At 42.5% G+C, this 16711-nt stretch carries 15 protein-coding genes, 1 tRNA gene and 1 pseudogene; 9 read left to right on the forward strand and 8 right to left on the reverse strand.

The window, feature by feature from the left end:
• Window positions 1-12: 12 nt before the first annotated feature.
• The gene (locus CKY02_RS24590) at window positions 13-168 is read left to right on the forward strand and encodes a hypothetical protein (RefSeq protein WP_162120488.1); all 156 of its coding nucleotides are present in this window, start codon (window positions 13-15) and stop codon (window positions 166-168) included.
• Window positions 169-616: 448 nt separating this feature from the next.
• Complete coding sequence (locus CKY02_RS12505) at window positions 617-1216, forward strand: GNAT family N-acetyltransferase (RefSeq protein WP_112895526.1); 600 nt, start codon at window positions 617-619, stop codon at window positions 1214-1216.
• A 53-nt stretch (window positions 1217-1269) separates the two neighbouring features.
• Here the strand turns inward: CKY02_RS12505 and CKY02_RS12510 are convergent, their stop codons facing one another.
• Complete coding sequence (locus CKY02_RS12510; protein WP_112895527.1) at window positions 1270-2205, reverse strand: VirK/YbjX family protein; 936 nt, start codon at window positions 2203-2205, stop codon at window positions 1270-1272.
• A gap of 616 nt (window positions 2206-2821) precedes the next feature.
• Between CKY02_RS12510 and CKY02_RS12515 the strand changes: the two genes are divergently transcribed.
• Window positions 2822-3244 carry an isopentenyl-diphosphate Delta-isomerase gene (locus tag CKY02_RS12515; RefSeq protein WP_240002047.1) on the forward strand — a complete coding sequence of 141 codons (423 nt, stop codon included), beginning with the start codon at window positions 2822-2824 and terminating at the stop codon, window positions 3242-3244.
• Between the two features lie 137 nt (window positions 3245-3381).
• A complete protein-coding gene (locus CKY02_RS12520; RefSeq protein ID WP_112895528.1) occupies window positions 3382-4326 on the forward strand; it encodes an SAM-dependent methyltransferase in 945 nt (314 codons plus the stop codon).
• Between the two features lie 670 nt (window positions 4327-4996).
• On the opposite strand, the gene CKY02_RS12525 is transcribed toward CKY02_RS12520, so the two are convergent.
• Window positions 4997-5073 (reverse strand) — tRNA-Ile (locus tag CKY02_RS12525).
• Window positions 5074-5621: 548 nt separating this feature from the next.
• Between CKY02_RS12525 and CKY02_RS12530 the strand changes: the two are divergent.
• Window positions 5622-5857, forward strand: a pseudogene (locus CKY02_RS12530) (helix-turn-helix domain-containing protein); the annotation flags it as partial.
• A 126-nt stretch (window positions 5858-5983) separates the two neighbouring features.
• Here CKY02_RS12530 and rpoD read toward each other — a convergent pair.
• The 3 genes from rpoD to rpsU all read right to left on the reverse strand — a co-directional run bounded on the left by rpoD (window position 5984) and on the right by rpsU (window position 10086).
• A complete protein-coding gene (gene rpoD / locus CKY02_RS12535) occupies window positions 5984-7828 on the reverse strand; it encodes an RNA polymerase sigma factor RpoD (RefSeq protein WP_112895529.1) in 1845 nt (614 codons plus the stop codon).
• Window positions 7829-7998: 170 nt separating this feature from the next.
• Window positions 7999-9744 carry a DNA primase gene (gene dnaG / locus CKY02_RS12540; protein WP_112895530.1) on the reverse strand — a complete coding sequence of 582 codons (1746 nt, stop codon included), beginning with the start codon at window positions 9742-9744 and terminating at the stop codon, window positions 7999-8001.
• 126 nt (window positions 9745-9870) lie between these two features.
• Window positions 9871-10086 (reverse strand): 30S ribosomal protein S21, encoded by a 216-nt coding sequence (rpsU, locus tag CKY02_RS12545; protein ID WP_001144069.1) that lies wholly within the window; start codon window positions 10084-10086, stop codon window positions 9871-9873.
• 294 nt (window positions 10087-10380) lie between these two features.
• Here rpsU and tsaD point away from each other — a divergent pair, with 294 nt between their 5' ends.
• A complete protein-coding gene (gene tsaD / locus CKY02_RS12550; protein ID WP_112895531.1) occupies window positions 10381-11394 on the forward strand; it encodes a tRNA (adenosine(37)-N6)-threonylcarbamoyltransferase complex transferase subunit TsaD in 1014 nt (337 codons plus the stop codon).
• A gap of 69 nt (window positions 11395-11463) precedes the next feature.
• On the opposite strand, the gene plsY is transcribed toward tsaD, so the two are convergent.
• Window positions 11464-12120 carry a glycerol-3-phosphate 1-O-acyltransferase PlsY gene (plsY, locus tag CKY02_RS12555; protein ID WP_112878321.1) on the reverse strand — a complete coding sequence of 219 codons (657 nt, stop codon included), beginning with the start codon at window positions 12118-12120 and terminating at the stop codon, window positions 11464-11466.
• A 106-nt stretch (window positions 12121-12226) separates the two neighbouring features.
• Here plsY and folB point away from each other — a divergent pair, with 106 nt between their 5' ends.
• Window positions 12227-12577, forward strand: coding sequence for a bifunctional dihydroneopterin aldolase/7,8-dihydroneopterin epimerase (folB, locus tag CKY02_RS12560; protein ID WP_112895532.1), 351 nt, complete (start codon window positions 12227-12229; stop codon window positions 12575-12577).
• A gap of 176 nt (window positions 12578-12753) precedes the next feature.
• Complete coding sequence (gene bacA / locus CKY02_RS12565) at window positions 12754-13572, forward strand: undecaprenyl-diphosphate phosphatase (protein ID WP_112895552.1); 819 nt, start codon at window positions 12754-12756, stop codon at window positions 13570-13572.
• 53 nt (window positions 13573-13625) lie between these two features.
• On the opposite strand, the gene CKY02_RS12570 is transcribed toward bacA, so the two are convergent.
• Both CKY02_RS12570 and CKY02_RS12575 read right to left on the reverse strand, forming a co-directional pair.
• Window positions 13626-14861: a multifunctional CCA addition/repair protein gene (locus tag CKY02_RS12570; protein ID WP_112895533.1), complete on the reverse strand. Its 1236-nt coding sequence runs from the start codon at window positions 14859-14861 to the stop codon at window positions 13626-13628.
• Window positions 14862-14876: 15 nt separating this feature from the next.
• On the reverse strand, window positions 14877-15497 hold the full coding sequence (locus CKY02_RS12575; RefSeq protein WP_112878319.1) for a TIGR04211 family SH3 domain-containing protein: 621 nt from the start codon (window positions 15495-15497) through the stop codon (window positions 14877-14879).
• 261 nt (window positions 15498-15758) lie between these two features.
• Between CKY02_RS12575 and CKY02_RS12580 the strand changes: the two genes are divergently transcribed.
• A complete protein-coding gene (locus CKY02_RS12580; protein ID WP_112895553.1) occupies window positions 15759-16697 on the forward strand; it encodes a CYTH domain-containing protein in 939 nt (312 codons plus the stop codon).
• The last annotated feature ends 14 nt before the right edge of the window (window positions 16698-16711 follow it).

A 16711-nucleotide genomic window follows, 5' to 3' on the forward strand; every position in this document is an offset into this window, starting at 1 on the left:
CCAGGTGGTCGGATGAGTAATGGTTCAAATTTAGATGGAATAAGGTTAATTGGGAAAAAAATGTTAAATGAATGTGATGAAGGTCATGAAATCAGGTTCTATCATAGAGTTAGTGAAAATAATCTGAATGCAAAAGTTGTTGATGTACTCTTTGTTGATTGGTTCTAGAAAGGTTAAATAGATCACACTGTGGGCCATAATCGATTTCAGCCGTTCACTTTCCCAGATAGTCCGTAGCATGGTTTTGTATTCTTACATAGAGAGAATAGAGTGACTGCTCCCCGCCGTAAAAAACGGCGAGGCTTCCCACTTCTCAGGCCGCAACCGTCGATGCAACGGATTTACGCTGGCCTCAAAGCCCTTTGGGCTTTTCGCCTGATATTCCCGCCTGCACTGGGCAAGGGTTTACGGCGGTTTTTGCTAATTTAGTCAGGCGATTTGTTTACCCAGTTTTAGTATTTTTTTCTGAATGATGCGACAGCCACCTGAGATGTTAAAAGTGCGGATTTTGCTTTAATAGGGGGTTGATTTTCCATATATTAATTCGATTCCGGTTTTGATTCCGGAATAGGGTGAGTTCTTCTATTCTGACTTAATTTATAACTCAGTGGTTATTATGAAAAAACAGATGACTGAATGGGTAACTTTGGCGGGAAAAGGGGTGACTTTAGAGCCTCTGACACACCAACGGCATGATGAGTTTTTACAGGCAATTGAAGAAAGTGAGCTGCATAAATTGTGGTACACCGGTGTTCCTTCGCCGGCTGAGTTGAGTAATGAGATTGAGCGCCGTTTATTCCTGCATGAAAAGGGTACTATGTTGCCTTTTGCGATTGTTGATCATCGAACAGGTAAAGCGGTTGGAATGACCACGTATATGAATATTGATTCTGATGCCTGCCGAGTGGAAATTGGTTATACTTGGTATGCTCGTTCTGTTCAGCGGACACATATTAATACGGAAGCAAAATATCTCTTATTGAAATACGCTTTTGAAGAATTAGGATGCATTGCAGTGGAGTTTCGCACTCATTTTTTTAATCATCAGAGTCGAAAAGCGATAGAACGACTGGGTGCAAAACTTGATGGAATTCTGCGTAGTCATGGTGTATCTAAAGATGGCAGTATCAGGGATACTTGTGTTTACAGCATTATCAATGGTGAATGGCCTGCGGTTAAAATACATCTTGAATGGCTGATGGTTAAACCGAGATAAGAGTCATCTCAAAAATTAGGCCGTCCTGTGAAAGGTTGCGGCCTGATTCTGATTTAATTTGAAGGCAGAGAATGCTGCATTCCATTATCCAGTTCATCTAGTAATTGATAGCGGCGGCGATATTCTGCCCGCTTCTTACTGGCTATATCTTCAAGCGGTTTTCTTTCAATGGATAAGGGGAGATGGAAATCCTTATTTTTTCCCTTTGCTCCACCTAATGATTCCCAGAAAGAGTCGTAATCAGCGACTAATTTGTCTTTCTTTTTATGCCAATAGCGTAGACTCTTATAGATGTGAGTATCATTGCTAGCTGCCAGAATTTGCTGGCATTCAAAGTGGGCTGCGAGACGGCAAATGGATTCAATCAGTAAGCGTTTTGGAAATAATCCATAACAATCTTTCGTTGCATCGCGGATAATTTCAAGGGTTGCATCGCCTTTGGAACCTTGTAGTCCACCGATGAACAGTGTTTTTTTACCAGCAATAGTGAGTAGTGTGAAAGCGCATCTTGCCAAGGTTTTATTATCTTCTGTTGTAATAAATAGAGTAAGCTCACCTTCTTTATTAAAACAGTCCATAGAATCTAGAAAAATAGTGTAAGTTCCACTCTTACCATTGATAACCGCTAATGGATATGCATTGGAACGAAATATTTTATTAACAATAGACTGATTTAACCCAGTAAATAATAGCTGGTAATGTTCATTTATTGCACGTAACGTCTGCCCTCTATTGAAGTTAATACTTAGATAAGGGCGATGTAATTTAGAAGGTAAACAAGGTTGTTTTTTCAAAATATCCAGATAGAACGGCGTATTAACTATCTGGTTTAATAGTTTTAGTGTCGATATTGGCATCAGAGCGCTACGTAAGGCAAATTTAGTGCGATTCTGGGCAGAATACCAATGAGGGCTAGGGCTAATTTTTTTTCCGACTAAATCTGTGAACAGCCGAATTCCTGAACTGGCAGGTTGATACATATATTTCATTTATTTCATTTCTTTATCTAGTTCTAAAAAATACTTGGAGGGAAGAAGACTTGCAAACCGTGAGTATACTCCTTTGATATTAAACAAAACTTCAACGGATGTTTATTTGTGTTTTTTTAAGATAAAAAATCAACAGCTGTTTAATGAATGTTTAGTTATTAAGGGGATTTTCTCGTGTTTGTTTATTATTCGTTTAGTTTTCTGTGATGTTTTTTGTTGTAAAAGCACATCCAGAAAGATGAGAGAAACGGCTATAACTTGGTGTGATACCCGAGCTCATGATCTGTAACAAATTTAGTAGGTGAGTATCGGCGATAAATGATTAATGTTGGATATATTCTTTTTTGAATCCATTTAATTAAAACATTAATAATTATTCTATTAATTTGTTTTGTTTTTACATTAATGTCAGAATGGAATGGATAAAATATTTTTATTTTGTGATTTATATCATGTTGTTATGAAAAAATTTCCTTGTTCTTGAAAGTTAATTTGGGACTTGCAGAATATGGATTATATTTTTATTGTTAATTAAAATTTATGATTTTATACCCAATGGATTTTAAGATGCATCGCGACGGTAAGGGAGCGAATCCCCGGAAGCATAGATTTTATTATTGATAATAAAGGAAATTTTCTCTTACAGAAGCGAGCGGCAACCAAATATCATTCAGCCGGACTTTGGACCAATAGCTGTTGTGGTCATCCTAGGGTTGGTGAAGCTCTGGAGGCCGTTGCACATCGGCGTCTTGGCGAAGAGATGGGTTTTGACTGTCCATTGAAAAAGGTTTCGTCATTTATTTATCACGCGATACTTCCTAATGATTTGATTGAATACGAGTATGATCATATTTTTATTGGACGTTTTGATAAAGAACCGATAATTAACCTTGACGAAGTGTCCGATTATAAATGGGTTAATCCTCTGAAATTGAGAGTGCTAATTAATAATGCTCCTGATGTGTATACGGTTTGGTTCAAAAAAATCATTAATGGCCTTTCGTATCAAGATATTGAGGGGTGGCAAAGACTGATTTGATAACAATGTAATTTATCGGTAGCCATAGTATTGGATTAATTAGATATGAATATCTCATTGAAATTTACCAATACGCCGAAAATCCTGACAAATTAAGGGTGCGACGCTTTTAAAAACCGTTTAATAAGGAAAAGTTAATGAGTAGCTTTGATAATGTGTTTTGCACTGATGTTGAGTCTGTCTCGCCCTATCACATCATCCAGGGGGAAACCACCAACGACTACGAAAGTAAAGTGGTACAAACTTATTGTGAAGATCCAGAACGCTGGCGTAAGGTGATTGGCGATACACTGTTATTCCAGTTTGGTATTTACGATGATCCTGCTTCAAAGCCACCAATTTCATTGGATGAGTCAGGTATTCGTTATTTTGATCGTCAGCTGTTATTGGCTGGTTTGGAAACAAAGGCCGAAAGGCCATCAATTCGGCGTATCTTGGATATCGGTTGTGGCTGGGGTTATATCCTAAAATATCTGGCTGAACGTTTTCCTGAGTGTACACGTTTGGATGGTGTGAATATCAGTGAGCAGCAGTTACGGTATTGTGCTAAGTTTCACGCAAAATATGGACTTTCTGAGCGTATTAACTTGTATCTGTGTAATGCCCAGGATATTGATCGTTTACCTGATCCACAAGAGCTCTATGATTTGGTGATTATTCGTGGTGTCATTTCGCATTTTCCGAACTTGTTGTATGAAAAGGCTATGAATGCATTGTTCAAACGGGTGAGCGCTGGTGGCCTGGTGATTATTTCTGATAATCTCTATAATATGGGGTTGGATAACTATAAATCGGATATTCCTGACACCATTGATCGTCTCGCTTGTGCTAACCGCAAAACACCCAGTTATTTCAGACAAGTATTGGAGAAAAGTGGCTTCGTTATTAAGGATATGAGGGTATTGCCGTCTAATATTGATGTGGTGCATTGGTTGTTGGATATTAAGACCAACATCGAACGAAACTTTCCTGAAGGCGTTAATGGTCCTCTGGAAGAATTGCGTGTGCTGGCTGAAAACTTTTCGGTTGCTCAGGTGAAAAACTATGTGTCGACTTATAGTGTTATTGCACAGAGACTTTAGAAAGTAGCTTTGTTTTCTTGGTTGAAGAGTAGGGCCGTTAAGAAAATTTTTGTCACGGTTTTGTTGTTACTGATCCCTGGAAATAAAAAAGCCACTTTTTTACGGAGTAGCCTCATCAGATCGCGCCAACATGGATGGCGCAAGAGAAATTGCCAACTGAAAAGTTTTTAATAAATTTCAGTTTTTGGGCTTTTACACACCTGTAATTTGGGGGTAATCCAGAAAATTAGCAAAAACCGCCGTAAACCCTTGCCCAGTGCGGGCGGGGATATAAGGCGAAAAGCCCAAAGGGCGTTAGGGCTGGCTACTGCGACGTATCCTGGCTGAATTGATATCTGCCTGTAAAACAGGCTAAAATGAATACACTATCTCCAAAGTAAGATCACGAAGATAAGCCGAAGGAAATTTCAAAACACAGTAAGTAATAGTGCGGTCTCGTGGCTATTAGAAAATTGAAATCAACTAAGTTAAGTAAATATATTTTCATTGGCAGAAAATTTTTTTCGCGCTTGGTTCGTTCGGTCAAAAAATAATCTTCCTTGTGTATGAACAATGGCACAACTGGGGTATGAAAATTTTCTCAGGGGACAAAAAGGGGACACTGACTAAAAGATATAAAAAAACCACTCTTGCTTGAGTGGCCTATCTATCTGTTTTCACTGCTAAAATCTGGTGGCCCCTACTGGACTTGAACCAGTGACCAAGCGATTATGAGTCGCCTGCTCTGACCAACTGAGCTAAGGGGCCGTTGAATGGGAAGGATTATACGTACAGTTTTGCTCGCGGTCTAGCTTTGTAAATTCGTATGATCATTTTATGTGCAAAATTGCGTTTTTAGTAAGTAGTGAAAATGGGGAGTGATATATATTAGTTGCTTTTATGGTCTATTTAACGTTTTTATCCGTTACTGGATTAATTTCTCAGAAGCGATTTTGCACCATCTGGTCATATATTATTCCGATAAAAATATATTTTATACATTATTATTTTAATGATAATCATATCCCTTTCATTCTTCCTTAATCACCAGATGGAAAACGACTTTTTTCTCTATCGGCTAGAGAGAATGTTGATTGAGTTATATCAGAGGAACCTGTGATGATATTTCTGCATAAATACCATATTGTCAGAGGATTTAGCAAAAACCGTCGTAAACTCTCGTCCAGTGCGGACGGGGATATAAGGCGAAAAGCCCAAAGGGCTTTAGGGCGGGCTACTGCGACGTATCCTGACTGAATTGATATCTGCCTGTAAAACAGGCTAAAATGAATGCTCTTTATCAATGAGCACTGAATATGTTAAGAGCGGCCAAAGTCCGCATCTACCCCACCCCTGAACAGGCCGAGTATCTTAACGGCCAGTTCGGTGCGGTCCGTTTTGCGTACAACAAGGCGCTGCACATCAAAAAGCATACTTACAAACGTCACGGAGTGAGTTTAAATCCGCGCAAAGACCTCAAGCCGCTCCTGGCGGTCGCGAAGAAATCCCGCAAGTACGCCTGCTCAAGGCATATGACGCCATCGCGTTACGGTTGCGGCCTGAGAAGTGGGAAGCCTCGCCGTTTTTTACGGCGGGGGGGCAGTCACAGTATCGCCGATATAAAAGACAAAAGCGTCTGCCGGAGCAGACGCTTTTTAGTCAGAATGAATAAATTTGATTATTCATCAAGGAAGCTACGTAGAACCTCAGAACGGCTTGGATGACGTAGTTTACGTAGTGCTTTCGCCTCGATCTGGCGGATACGTTCACGGGTAACGTCAAACTGTTTACCGACTTCTTCCAATGTATGGTCAGTATTCATATCAATACCGAAACGCATACGCAGTACTTTTGCTTCACGAGCGGTCAGACCTGCCAAGACATCGTGGGTTGCTGAGCGCAGGCTTTCTGAGGTTGCAGAATCCAGCGGCAGTTCCAGCGTTGTATCTTCAATGAAATCACCTAAATGTGAATCTTCATCATCACCAATTGGCGTTTCCATTGAGATAGGTTCTTTGGCAATTTTTAGTACCTTACGGATCTTGTCTTCCGGCATCAACATACGTTCTGCCAGCTCTTCCGGCGTTGGTTCACGCCCCATTTCCTGCAACATTTGGCGGGAAATACGATTGAGTTTGTTGATTGTCTCAATCATATGAACGGGTATACGAATGGTACGAGCTTGGTCGGCAATTGAGCGTGTAATTGCCTGACGGATCCACCATGTGGCGTAAGTTGAGAACTTGTAACCACGACGATATTCAAATTTATCAACCGCTTTCATCAGGCCAATGTTGCCTTCTTGGATCAGATCCAAGAATTGCAGGCCACGGTTGGTATATTTTTTGGCAATTGAAATAACCAAACGTAAGTTGGCTTCAACCATCTCTTTTTTCGCTCGGCGGGCTTTTGCTTCACCGATGGACATACGACGGTTGATGTCTTTCACCTGTTCAATGGTTAAACCGGTTTCTTCCTCAATTTGACGAAGTTTTTGCAAGCTACGCTGTACTTCTTCTTCCACCTCAAGGAGTTTTTCAGACCACGGTTTGTTCATTGCTTTTGCAGCAGTAAACCAAATGTCGCTGGTTTCATTACCGGAGAACAAAGTGATGAAGTTCTTCTTCGGCATTTTGCACTGTTCAACACACATTCTCATGATCTGGCGTTCTTGAAGGCGAACGCGATCCATCATAGAACGCATGTTGCTGACCAGATAATCAAACTGCTTTGGCACCAGACGGAACTGTTTGAAAACTTCTGAAAGTTTTAAGATTTCGGCCGCAGTATTTGGATGATTGCGGCCGTTTTCCTTAATTTCCTGACGGGTGATGTCATACTGTTGTCGCAGTTCTTGAAATTTCTGGCGCGCTAATTCTGGATCGATGCTGTTGTCATCATCACTATCGTCATCACTGTCTTCATTATCGTCGTCTTCATCATCATCGAGCTCTTCCTGTGGAAGTTCAGAACCAACGTGGGTGGCAGTAGGTGCAAGTTCTTCTTCTGCGTTCGGGTCAACGAAACCAGTGATGAGATCTGACAGGCGAGCCTCACCTGCTTCCACACGGTCATATTGTTCCAGTAAGTAGGTGATTGCTTCAGGGTATTCAGCAACGGAACACTGTACCTGATTGATGCCATCTTCAATGCGTTTAGCAATGTCAATTTCACCTTCCCGGGTCAATAACTCAACGGTACCCATTTCACGCATGTACATACGTACTGGGTCGGTGGTGCGACCGATTTCAGATTCAACACTAGACAGTACTTGCGCAGCAGCTTCCACAGCGTCTTCATCTGTGTCGTTAGCGGTTTCTGCTAGCATCAGATCATCGGCATCAGGTGCTTCTTCCATTACCTGAATGCCCATGTCATTGATCATCTGGATGATATCTTCGATCTGATCGGAATCGACGATATCTTCCGGCAGATGGTCATTGACCTCAGCATAGGTCAGATAGCCTTGCTCCTTACCACGGGTGACAAGTAGCTTTAGCTGTGACTGCGGGTTTTGCTCCATAAGACGGTATCCACACTTCAGAGTATTTGGGTTGGTGTCGGTCGGCGAAACTAATCTGCCAACAATAACTTTTAAGGGCGTTTTCGTTATATTGCCGCTGCCCACTTATAGCGGCAAAATGTAGGGTTATTTCCCTACCTAATGCGGCATTTAAGCCGTGAATTCAGTGTTTACTTTCTGGCACGGGATTCATTAATCAAGCGAACTTCTTCGCGCTCTTCCGGTGTCAGGCCTTCAGTTCTTGCTCTGGCGATAAGAATGTCTAAACGTTCTTCTAACGCTGAATCAACAAGATGATCCAACGCGTCACGAAATGTATTTTCTGCTATTTCTTCTACTTGTATATCGTTCCATGTAGCTAATTTTTCAAGTTGTTTACTAAATTTATTATCACGATATTGCTCTAGCAGTTGTCCAGTTGTCAGCCCTGGCTGAGTAAGACAAACCTCCACAAGCTCCATAAATAATGGTAAGCCTGCAATTTTGGCCTGCATAATTCCCTGTAGGGGGGGAACTAAAGCGGCTAAGTGTGGGTTTTGTACCAACAGTCCTATAAGTATACGCATAGTTGTCGGTTTTAGCTGCGGCATCTGATAATTATTCCCACTTTCCAGATGCTGCGGCAATAAACGCTCCAACTGCACTGCATCAGGGATGCCCATCATATTGCCAAGTTCTTGTCTCATATAGAGACGCAGAACCTCCCCCGGAATCTGGTTGATCAATGGTACGGAAAGTGAACTGAGTTTTGTTTTCCCTTCAGGATTACTCAAATCAACTTGTGGCAGTAATGATTCGAACAGAAATTCAGACAATGTATGAGATTGTTCCATTCTTTGTTCAAATGCTTTCCGGCCTTCCTTACGGATTAGTGAATCAGGATCTTCGCCATCAGGCAAAAACATAAAACGTAACTGCCTACCATCATTCAGATAAGGGAGCGCTGTTTCCAATGCCCGCCATGCTGCATCACGCCCGGCTCTGTCACCATCGTAACAACAGATGACGTTATCAGTAGCGCGGAAAAGTAATTGAATATGTTCCGATGTAGTCGAAGTACCTAGTGAGGCAACCGCATAATCGATACCAAACTGCGCCAGTGCTACCACATCCATATAACCTTCAACTACTAATAATCGTGAAAGGTCACTGTGATTTTGTTGTGCTTCATAGAGGCCATATAGCTGGCGGCCTTTATGGAAAATTTCAGTCTCTGGTGAGTTGAGATATTTTGGGAGTGCATCTCCCAGAACTCGTCCACCAAATGCAATTACGCGCCCTCTACGGTCACGGATTGGAAACATTATTCGTTCGCGGAAGCGGTCATAGGTACGGCCATTATCATTTGCGACCAGCATTCCAGCATCATTTAACTGTCGACGATCTTCCGCATTATGAGCAAACCGCTTCAAGGTGTTGTCCCAACCAGCGGGAGCGAAACCAATCGAGAAACGGTGGATAATTTCTTCACTAAGCCCACGCTGAGCCAGATATTGCCGGGCTTGTTGTGCAGCGGGGGTGTTTAATACATTTTGATAGAAGCTGTTAAGCTTATCCATCAGTTGATAAAGGTTTTGTCTTTGGTGACGTTCTATCTGACTGCTACTGGAACCTGCTTCATAAGGGACTTCCAGACCATGCATAGCAGCTAATTCTTCGATGGATTCGACAAACTCAAGTCTATCGTAATTCATCAGAAAATCGATGGCGTTGCCGTGAGCTCCGCAACCAAAGCAATGATAAAACTGTTTATCGCCATTAACAGTAAACGAGGGTGTTTTTTCGTTATGAAATGGACAGCACGCGTGGTGATTTTTACCCTGTTTTTTAAGTGGCACACGAACATCGATCAGATCGATGATATCGGTACGAGCTAATAAATCATTGATAAATGCGCGCGGAATTCGTCCAGCCATAAGCCCTTTTACGCCTGTTGATGAACGACAATAAACCGCGCTCCCTTTCGGAAAGCACGGCCTTTATCTGCAACTATTGTTACTGTTGTCTGCAAATTCAATCACTATGCGGATCAACCGCAAGGATTAGTACAGACGAGTGCGGCGTGCGTTTTCACGAGCCAGCTTTTTAGCGTGACGTTTTACAGCAGAAGCTTTAGCGCGTTTACGCTCAGTCGTTGGTTTTTCATAGAATTCACGACGGCGAACTTCTGCTAATACACCTGCTTTTTCGCAGGAACGCTTAAAGCGACGCAATGCTACGTCGAATGGCTCGTTTTCACGTACTTTAATTACCGGCATGTGCCTCTCACCTCAATAGAAATCGGTCTTGCTGGCGTGGGATGCCAGCCATCTTAAAATGGTGCGGAATTTTACTTCAATGAACACGGCTTTGTAAAGCGCCACAGCAAATTGAAACAACAACATTACGACGGTGATCTGCAAATCAGTTCCGTAATATTGATGATAACCACACAGGGATTTTATGTAGAGGGGTGATTATAGACTAAGCAGCAAAAATAGTCAGCATGTAAGCCGCGCAAATTAGCTTATTAATGATAAACTGGCTCTCTTCTGTGGAATATAGGTAGTGTAATGCGAGTTTTAGGTATAGAAACGTCCTGCGATGAAACCGGAATCGCAATTTATGACGACAAAGCCGGTTTATTGGCAAATCAATTATACAGTCAGATTAAACTGCATGCCGATTACGGTGGTGTCGTGCCTGAATTGGCTTCACGTGACCATATCCGCAAAACAGTGCCCTTAATTCAAGCTGCTTTGAAAGAGGCAGGATTAACCTGTAAAGATATTGATGCGGTGGCTTATACAGCAGGTCCTGGTCTGGTTGGTGCGTTATTGGTGGGGGCGACGATTGGCCGTTCTTTGGCGTTTGCTTGGGATGTTCCCGCGATTCCTGTTCATCATATGGAAGGGCATTTACTAGCGCCAATGCTGGAAGATAACAGCCCTGAATTCCCGTTTGTGGCTTTGCTGGTGTCTGGTGGTCATACACAGCTTATTAGTGTGACGGGTATCGGTAAATATGAGCTACTTGGTGAATCAATAGATGATGCCGCTGGTGAAGCATTTGATAAAACAGCTAAGTTACTGGGATTGGATTATCCAGGAGGGCCGATACTCTCCAGAATGGCTCAGAAAGGAGAAGCTGGGCGTTTTGTATTTCCTCGCCCGATGACAGATCGTCCTGGGTTGGATTTCAGTTTTTCAGGATTAAAAACTTTTGCGTCTAATACTATTCATAGTAACAGCGATGATGAGCAGACTAGAGCAGATATTGCCCGCGCTTTTGAAGACGCGGTAGTTGATACATTAGCGATTAAATGTAAAAGAGCGCTTGAGCATACCGGGTTCAAGCGACTAGTGATGGCTGGTGGTGTCAGCGCCAACAGAGCATTGCGTATTAAAATGGAAGAAGTCATGGCAAAATTGGGTGGCGAAGTATTTTATGCGCGTCCTGAATTCTGTACAGATAACGGCGCCATGATTGCGCTTGCCGGCATGGTCCGCCTAAAAGGAGAGGTGAATGACTCACTTGGCGTGACAGTCAAAGCCCGCTGGCCATTGTCGGAATTACCTCCGTTATAAATCTTCTTGATATAATGAAAATAAAAGACCAGTAACTCAATGAGTTGCTGGTTTTTATCGCCTTAGTTGTTAATCTTCTTTTCTTTGCTCTTTTTCTGTTCGGTTTTTTTCTTTTTCGGTCATCTCTTTTTTCTTTTTTAGCTTGTTCCAGAGACGATTTTCTTGGCCGCGCCACAGGCGCTGGATATTATCATGGTGACGTAGTAACACCAGACAGCAGAGCATGGCTACGGGGAAAGTAAATTCGGGTTTAAACCACCAGACATAGAATGGTGCTATCAAGGCACTGACAATGGCCCCCAAAGAAGAATAGCCGCTCAATAATATGGTCAGCAGCCAAGTACCCATCATCAAACCTGTCAGATCCCAACCAATTGCCGCAATAGCACCAAAAGCAGTTGCGACACCCTTACCGCCTTTAAATTGGAAAAAGATCGGGTAAATATGGCCGAGACAAGCAGCGATTGCTGTAATTCCTAAATAGAAAGGGGGAACATAGAATTGATAAGCCAACCAGACGGGGATCATCCCTTTTAGAACATCACAAATTAGTACTATTGCCGCAGTACTGCGGCCACCAATTCGCAATACATTTGTCGCGCCTGGGTTGCCTGAGCCATGTTGACGAGGATCAGGTAGCCCAGCCAGACGACAAATAAGTATTGCGCTGGAAATTGAACCGCAAAGATACGCGAAGATGATCATGCCAAGCGCGATAGCACTCATAATGTCTCCCCAATAATAATGGTCGTTTTCTTAGCCTAGTCATGGATAATACGCATATTTAGTCGGAAGTGGTATCCGACAAGTTGAAAAACAGGAAAATGACGTGATGGATATCGTATTTATTGAGGAGTTAGTTGTTGTTACCACAATTGGTGTTTACGATTGGGAACAGACCATTAAACAGAAGTTAGTGTTCGATATCGAAATGGGATGGGATAATAAACGCGCATCTTCCAGTGATAATGTCGAATATTGTCTGGATTATGCCAAAGTTAGCGAAGCGATTATCAATCATGTAGAAAATCAGAATTTTGCTCTGGTTGAAAGAGTGGCTGAAGAGGTAGCGGATCTACTGTTAAAACGCTTTAATTCGCCGTGGGTACGGATAAAAGTGAGTAAACCGGGTGCTGTCGCACAGGCTCGTCAAGTGGGTGTTATTATTGAAAGAAAAAAATAATCTGATCAGTAGTGAATTCAGCTGCCATATTATTGTCATTGTTCTTACATAGACTGGCGTGCAGTAGTGCTAGGCTTGATAATCATGTTAATTGATTAATGACAATGGGAATAATGGTAGCTGGGGTTATTCCATGCTACTTGTTTCGGGTATTTATTAATGGGCGACCTCTCTATATGACTGACCTTTCTACCTTGTTTCATGCAGCGGTTCTTGGTGTTGTTGAAGGGCTAACTGAATTTCTTCCTGTTTCCTCTACCGGCCATATGATCATTGTTGGCCATATGTTGGGATTTACTGGCGATAAAGCTGAAACATTTGAAGTTATTATCCAACTTGGATCTATCCTTGCTGTGGTAGTAGTGTTTTGGCGTCGCTTGTTTGGACTCATTGGCATCCACTTTGGTGAAGTTCCTCATGAAGGTAAAACCAATGGTAAACTGAAACTGAGTCATATTATTTTGGCAATGCTACCTGCGGTGACACTTGGGTTGGTGTTCCATGATGTCATCAAATCACTGTTTAACCCACAAAGCGTGATGTACGCCTTGGTTATTGGTGGTGGGTTGCTAATTACAGCAGAAATCTTGAAACCTAAAACACCAAAAGCAGAAGGGTTGGATGATATTACTTATCGTCAGGCTTTTATGATTGGCTGTTTTCAGTGTCTAGCTTTATGGCCGGGATTTTCCCGTTCAGGTGCGACAATTTCTGGTGGAATGCTGATGGGGGTTAATCGTTATACTGCATCAGAATTCTCGTTTATTTTGGCTGTACCGATGATGATGGGAGCAAGTGGATTAGATTTATATAAGAGCCTGCACTTTTTGAGTGCTTCTGATATCCCAATGTTTGCTGTTGGTTTTGTTACTGCATTTGTTGTCGCGTTAGTCGCCATTAAAACTTTTCTGGCATTGATTAAGCGTATATCTTTTATCCCATTTGCTATCTACCGCTTTATTGTGGCAGCCGCTGTGTACTGGGTATTTATGTAGTGAATGACTCCCCCTGATATCATATTGCCTAGTGTTTGATATCAGGGGATGTTTCAGGTAACTGTATTGTCTTGTTGTTTCCATTCCGCCAATGCGTGCTGACGCTGACGTCGTAACTCATGACCAATGTCAGCGCCACGTAATCCACTGTCTACAATATTTTTCACCTGAACTTGGCTGGCAACTTTGAATGCCTGTCGCAGATAATCACCTTGTGGATAGGGTGTATCTTCAAAACCGATACGACCCCGCGCATCGGCTTCACTGATGATAACTAATTGCTCTATTCGCTGTGGTTTACGCCATGCATCAACAGCATCAAACAACTTAAGTAATGTTTTCGGCCGCAATTGAGCGGCGGTATGCACTAAATCATGATACTGAGCAGCCAGTTTTGCCAAATCACGAACAGAATTAGGAACACGCAGACGTTGGCATAATTGGTCAACTAACTTAACACCTGCTGGCCCATGTCCATAATGGTGAGGCCACTGTTCTGGTGGTGTCAGCCCTTTACCAAGATCATGGCATAGAGAAGCAAAACGACTATCGACTTCATTTGTTAATTCAGTCGCTACTTTCAGCACCATTAACGTATGAATACCGGTATCAATCTCAGGATGCCACTTCTCTGGTGCGGGAACACCAAACAAATTATCAATTTCAGGAAACAACACCCCCAATGCACCACAATCACGTAAAACCTGAAAAAAGACCTGAGGGGAAGGGCTAGCAAGGGCTTTCTCGGTCTCTTTCCAGACACGTTCTGGTGTGAGTACTGATAACTCGCCGTTGGTTGCCATATTTGACATTAATGCTTGTGTTTCGGGCGCGATGGTAAACCCTAAATGGGCGAAACGAGCGGCAAAACGAGCTACTCGTAGTACCCTTAGTGGATCTTCAGAGAAAGCATCAGAAACATGGCGTAGAATACGATTGTTCAAATCATCAACACCATGATAAGGATCAACCAGTTCACCAGTGGGTGTTTGAGCGATCGCATTAACTGTCAGATCACGACGCTGCAAATCGTCTTCCAGTGTGACATCCGGCGCTGCATAACAAGTAAAACCCGTATATCCCAGGCCGGATTTTCTCTCAGTGCGTGCCAAGGCATACTCTTCATGGGTTTGGGGATGCAGGAACACCGGAAAATCTTTGCCAACTTGCTGATATCCTAGGGATAACAGCGTTTCTGATGTTTCACCCACAACGACCCAATCCCGCTCTTTTACAGGAAAATTTAGCAGTCGGTCACGTACTGCGCCGCCAACCAGATAGACTCTCACCTAACATGTTCCTTATCAACTCATCCAACGGTCATTTCGCTTACGGCGAGGGATCATATGTGGCAGTAATAGCCCAAAGATTAAACCAGCGCCTGCAACACCACCGCCATACATAAACCATTGCAGAATGATATTACGTTGTTTGTCATCAAGCTGTAGATTTGCAGCATCAAGCTTTTTTTCTGCTACCGTCAGTTTGTTTTTTAATCTCTCATTCTCTTTTTTCAGTTCTGCAACAATGCTACTACTATTGGCCGCCTTTAGTTGCATGTCGGCAGTGCGCTGATTCCAGTTATTGTCTATATTGGCTAACTTCTCCGTCAATGTTTTCACTTCCTGTTCCAATTCTGGGAGGCGGGTGCGTAGGCTTGGTTTATTACTGAGTTGGTTAACGGGTAGCCAGACAAGGCGGCCTTTATCATCTTTAACTTGAGCGTAATTACTATCCCGATTGATGCTTATCAATGTGACTTCATCACCGGCATTCAGTGTACCGGCAATACGATACTGGTTACCCGGCCCGGCGTGTGTGTAGGTAGATAACTCATCAGATACATAGCGCTTTCCTTCCGCGTGGGTAGTGAGCGAAAAGCTGAGGCTTATTAATGCCGTGAGAAGTAAATGTAGTTTTCGCATTGTGATTTCAACCGTTTTTTATCTATGGTGAGTTTAAAATTTGATAGTAAAGAGTTAAGTTTGCTAGAGCAATCAGTAAACCAAAATGACATTCTTCTAATTGGTTGAATACGGGGCTTGTTATCTGTTGAACGAAGCATTTCTTGTTAATGACTATCATAACTTGCAGAAAAGAGAAATTTTAATTTTTTTCTTACTCGTCGTAGCAAAAAGCGAAATCAAGGTAAGATGAGAGCCAAGATTGTCATCAACGGTGTAGATATGAGTGTAGAAATTGAATTAAAACTTATCGCCAAACCACAAGTTATTCCTACAATTCGCCAGCAATTATTGTTATTTCCGCATTACTATTTTTCTCCCCAAAAGTTGACCAATATCTATTTTGAAACGTCGGATAATCAACTGCGTGGTCTTGATATGGGGTTGAGGATCCGTGGTTTTGATGATCAATATGAGATGACGGTTAAAACAGCTGGTAAGGTGGTTGGCGGTTTGCATCAGCGACCGGAATATAATGTGCCATTGGCAAAGCCGGAACTGGCATTGACTCTGTTTCCACCGCACATCTGGCCTGACAACTGTGATGTGGAAGCATTGCAATCCCGTTTGAATGCGTTATTCAGTACTGACTTTATGCGTGAGAAGTGGGTGGTGACTTATGGACAAAGTGAGATTGAAGTGGTGCTTGATCAGGGAGAAATTATTGCAGCCAATCGCAAGGAGCCAATCTGTGAATTTGAACTGGAGTTAAAGCAAGGAATCATAGCCGATGTATTAGCATTGGCGGTTGAGTTGGCAACATCAAATGGCTTGCGGCAAGGAAATAGAAGCAAAGCGGCCCGTGGTTATCAATTAGCTCAGGGAAAACCAAAAGCAGTTTGGCCTTCAACCCAGGTGGAAATTGATATGCAGCAGTCATTGCCTTCGGTACTTACGTCAATATTAGCCCATTGGCAGGAGCAAGAGGAATGTTGGCTGGCCGGTTTATCAGACGGTCAAGATGGCTTAAAGCAAGTACTGAATTTGATTCAGCAGACGATCGAATATTCTAGTGAGCCGGAACAGCTGGATAACCAATTAGTTGCTATCAACCAGAAATTATTGGATACGGAAACAGACGCCGAAACGCTATGTTATAGCTCGCTCTATTTGCAATGTAAGTTGGCACTGACTATGTGGTTAATAGATCTATGTGGTTAATAAATCTCTCCGCT

The organism is Photorhabdus bodei (assembly GCF_003287735.1).
Taxonomy (GTDB): Bacteria; Pseudomonadota; Gammaproteobacteria; order Enterobacterales; family Enterobacteriaceae; genus Photorhabdus; species Photorhabdus kayaii.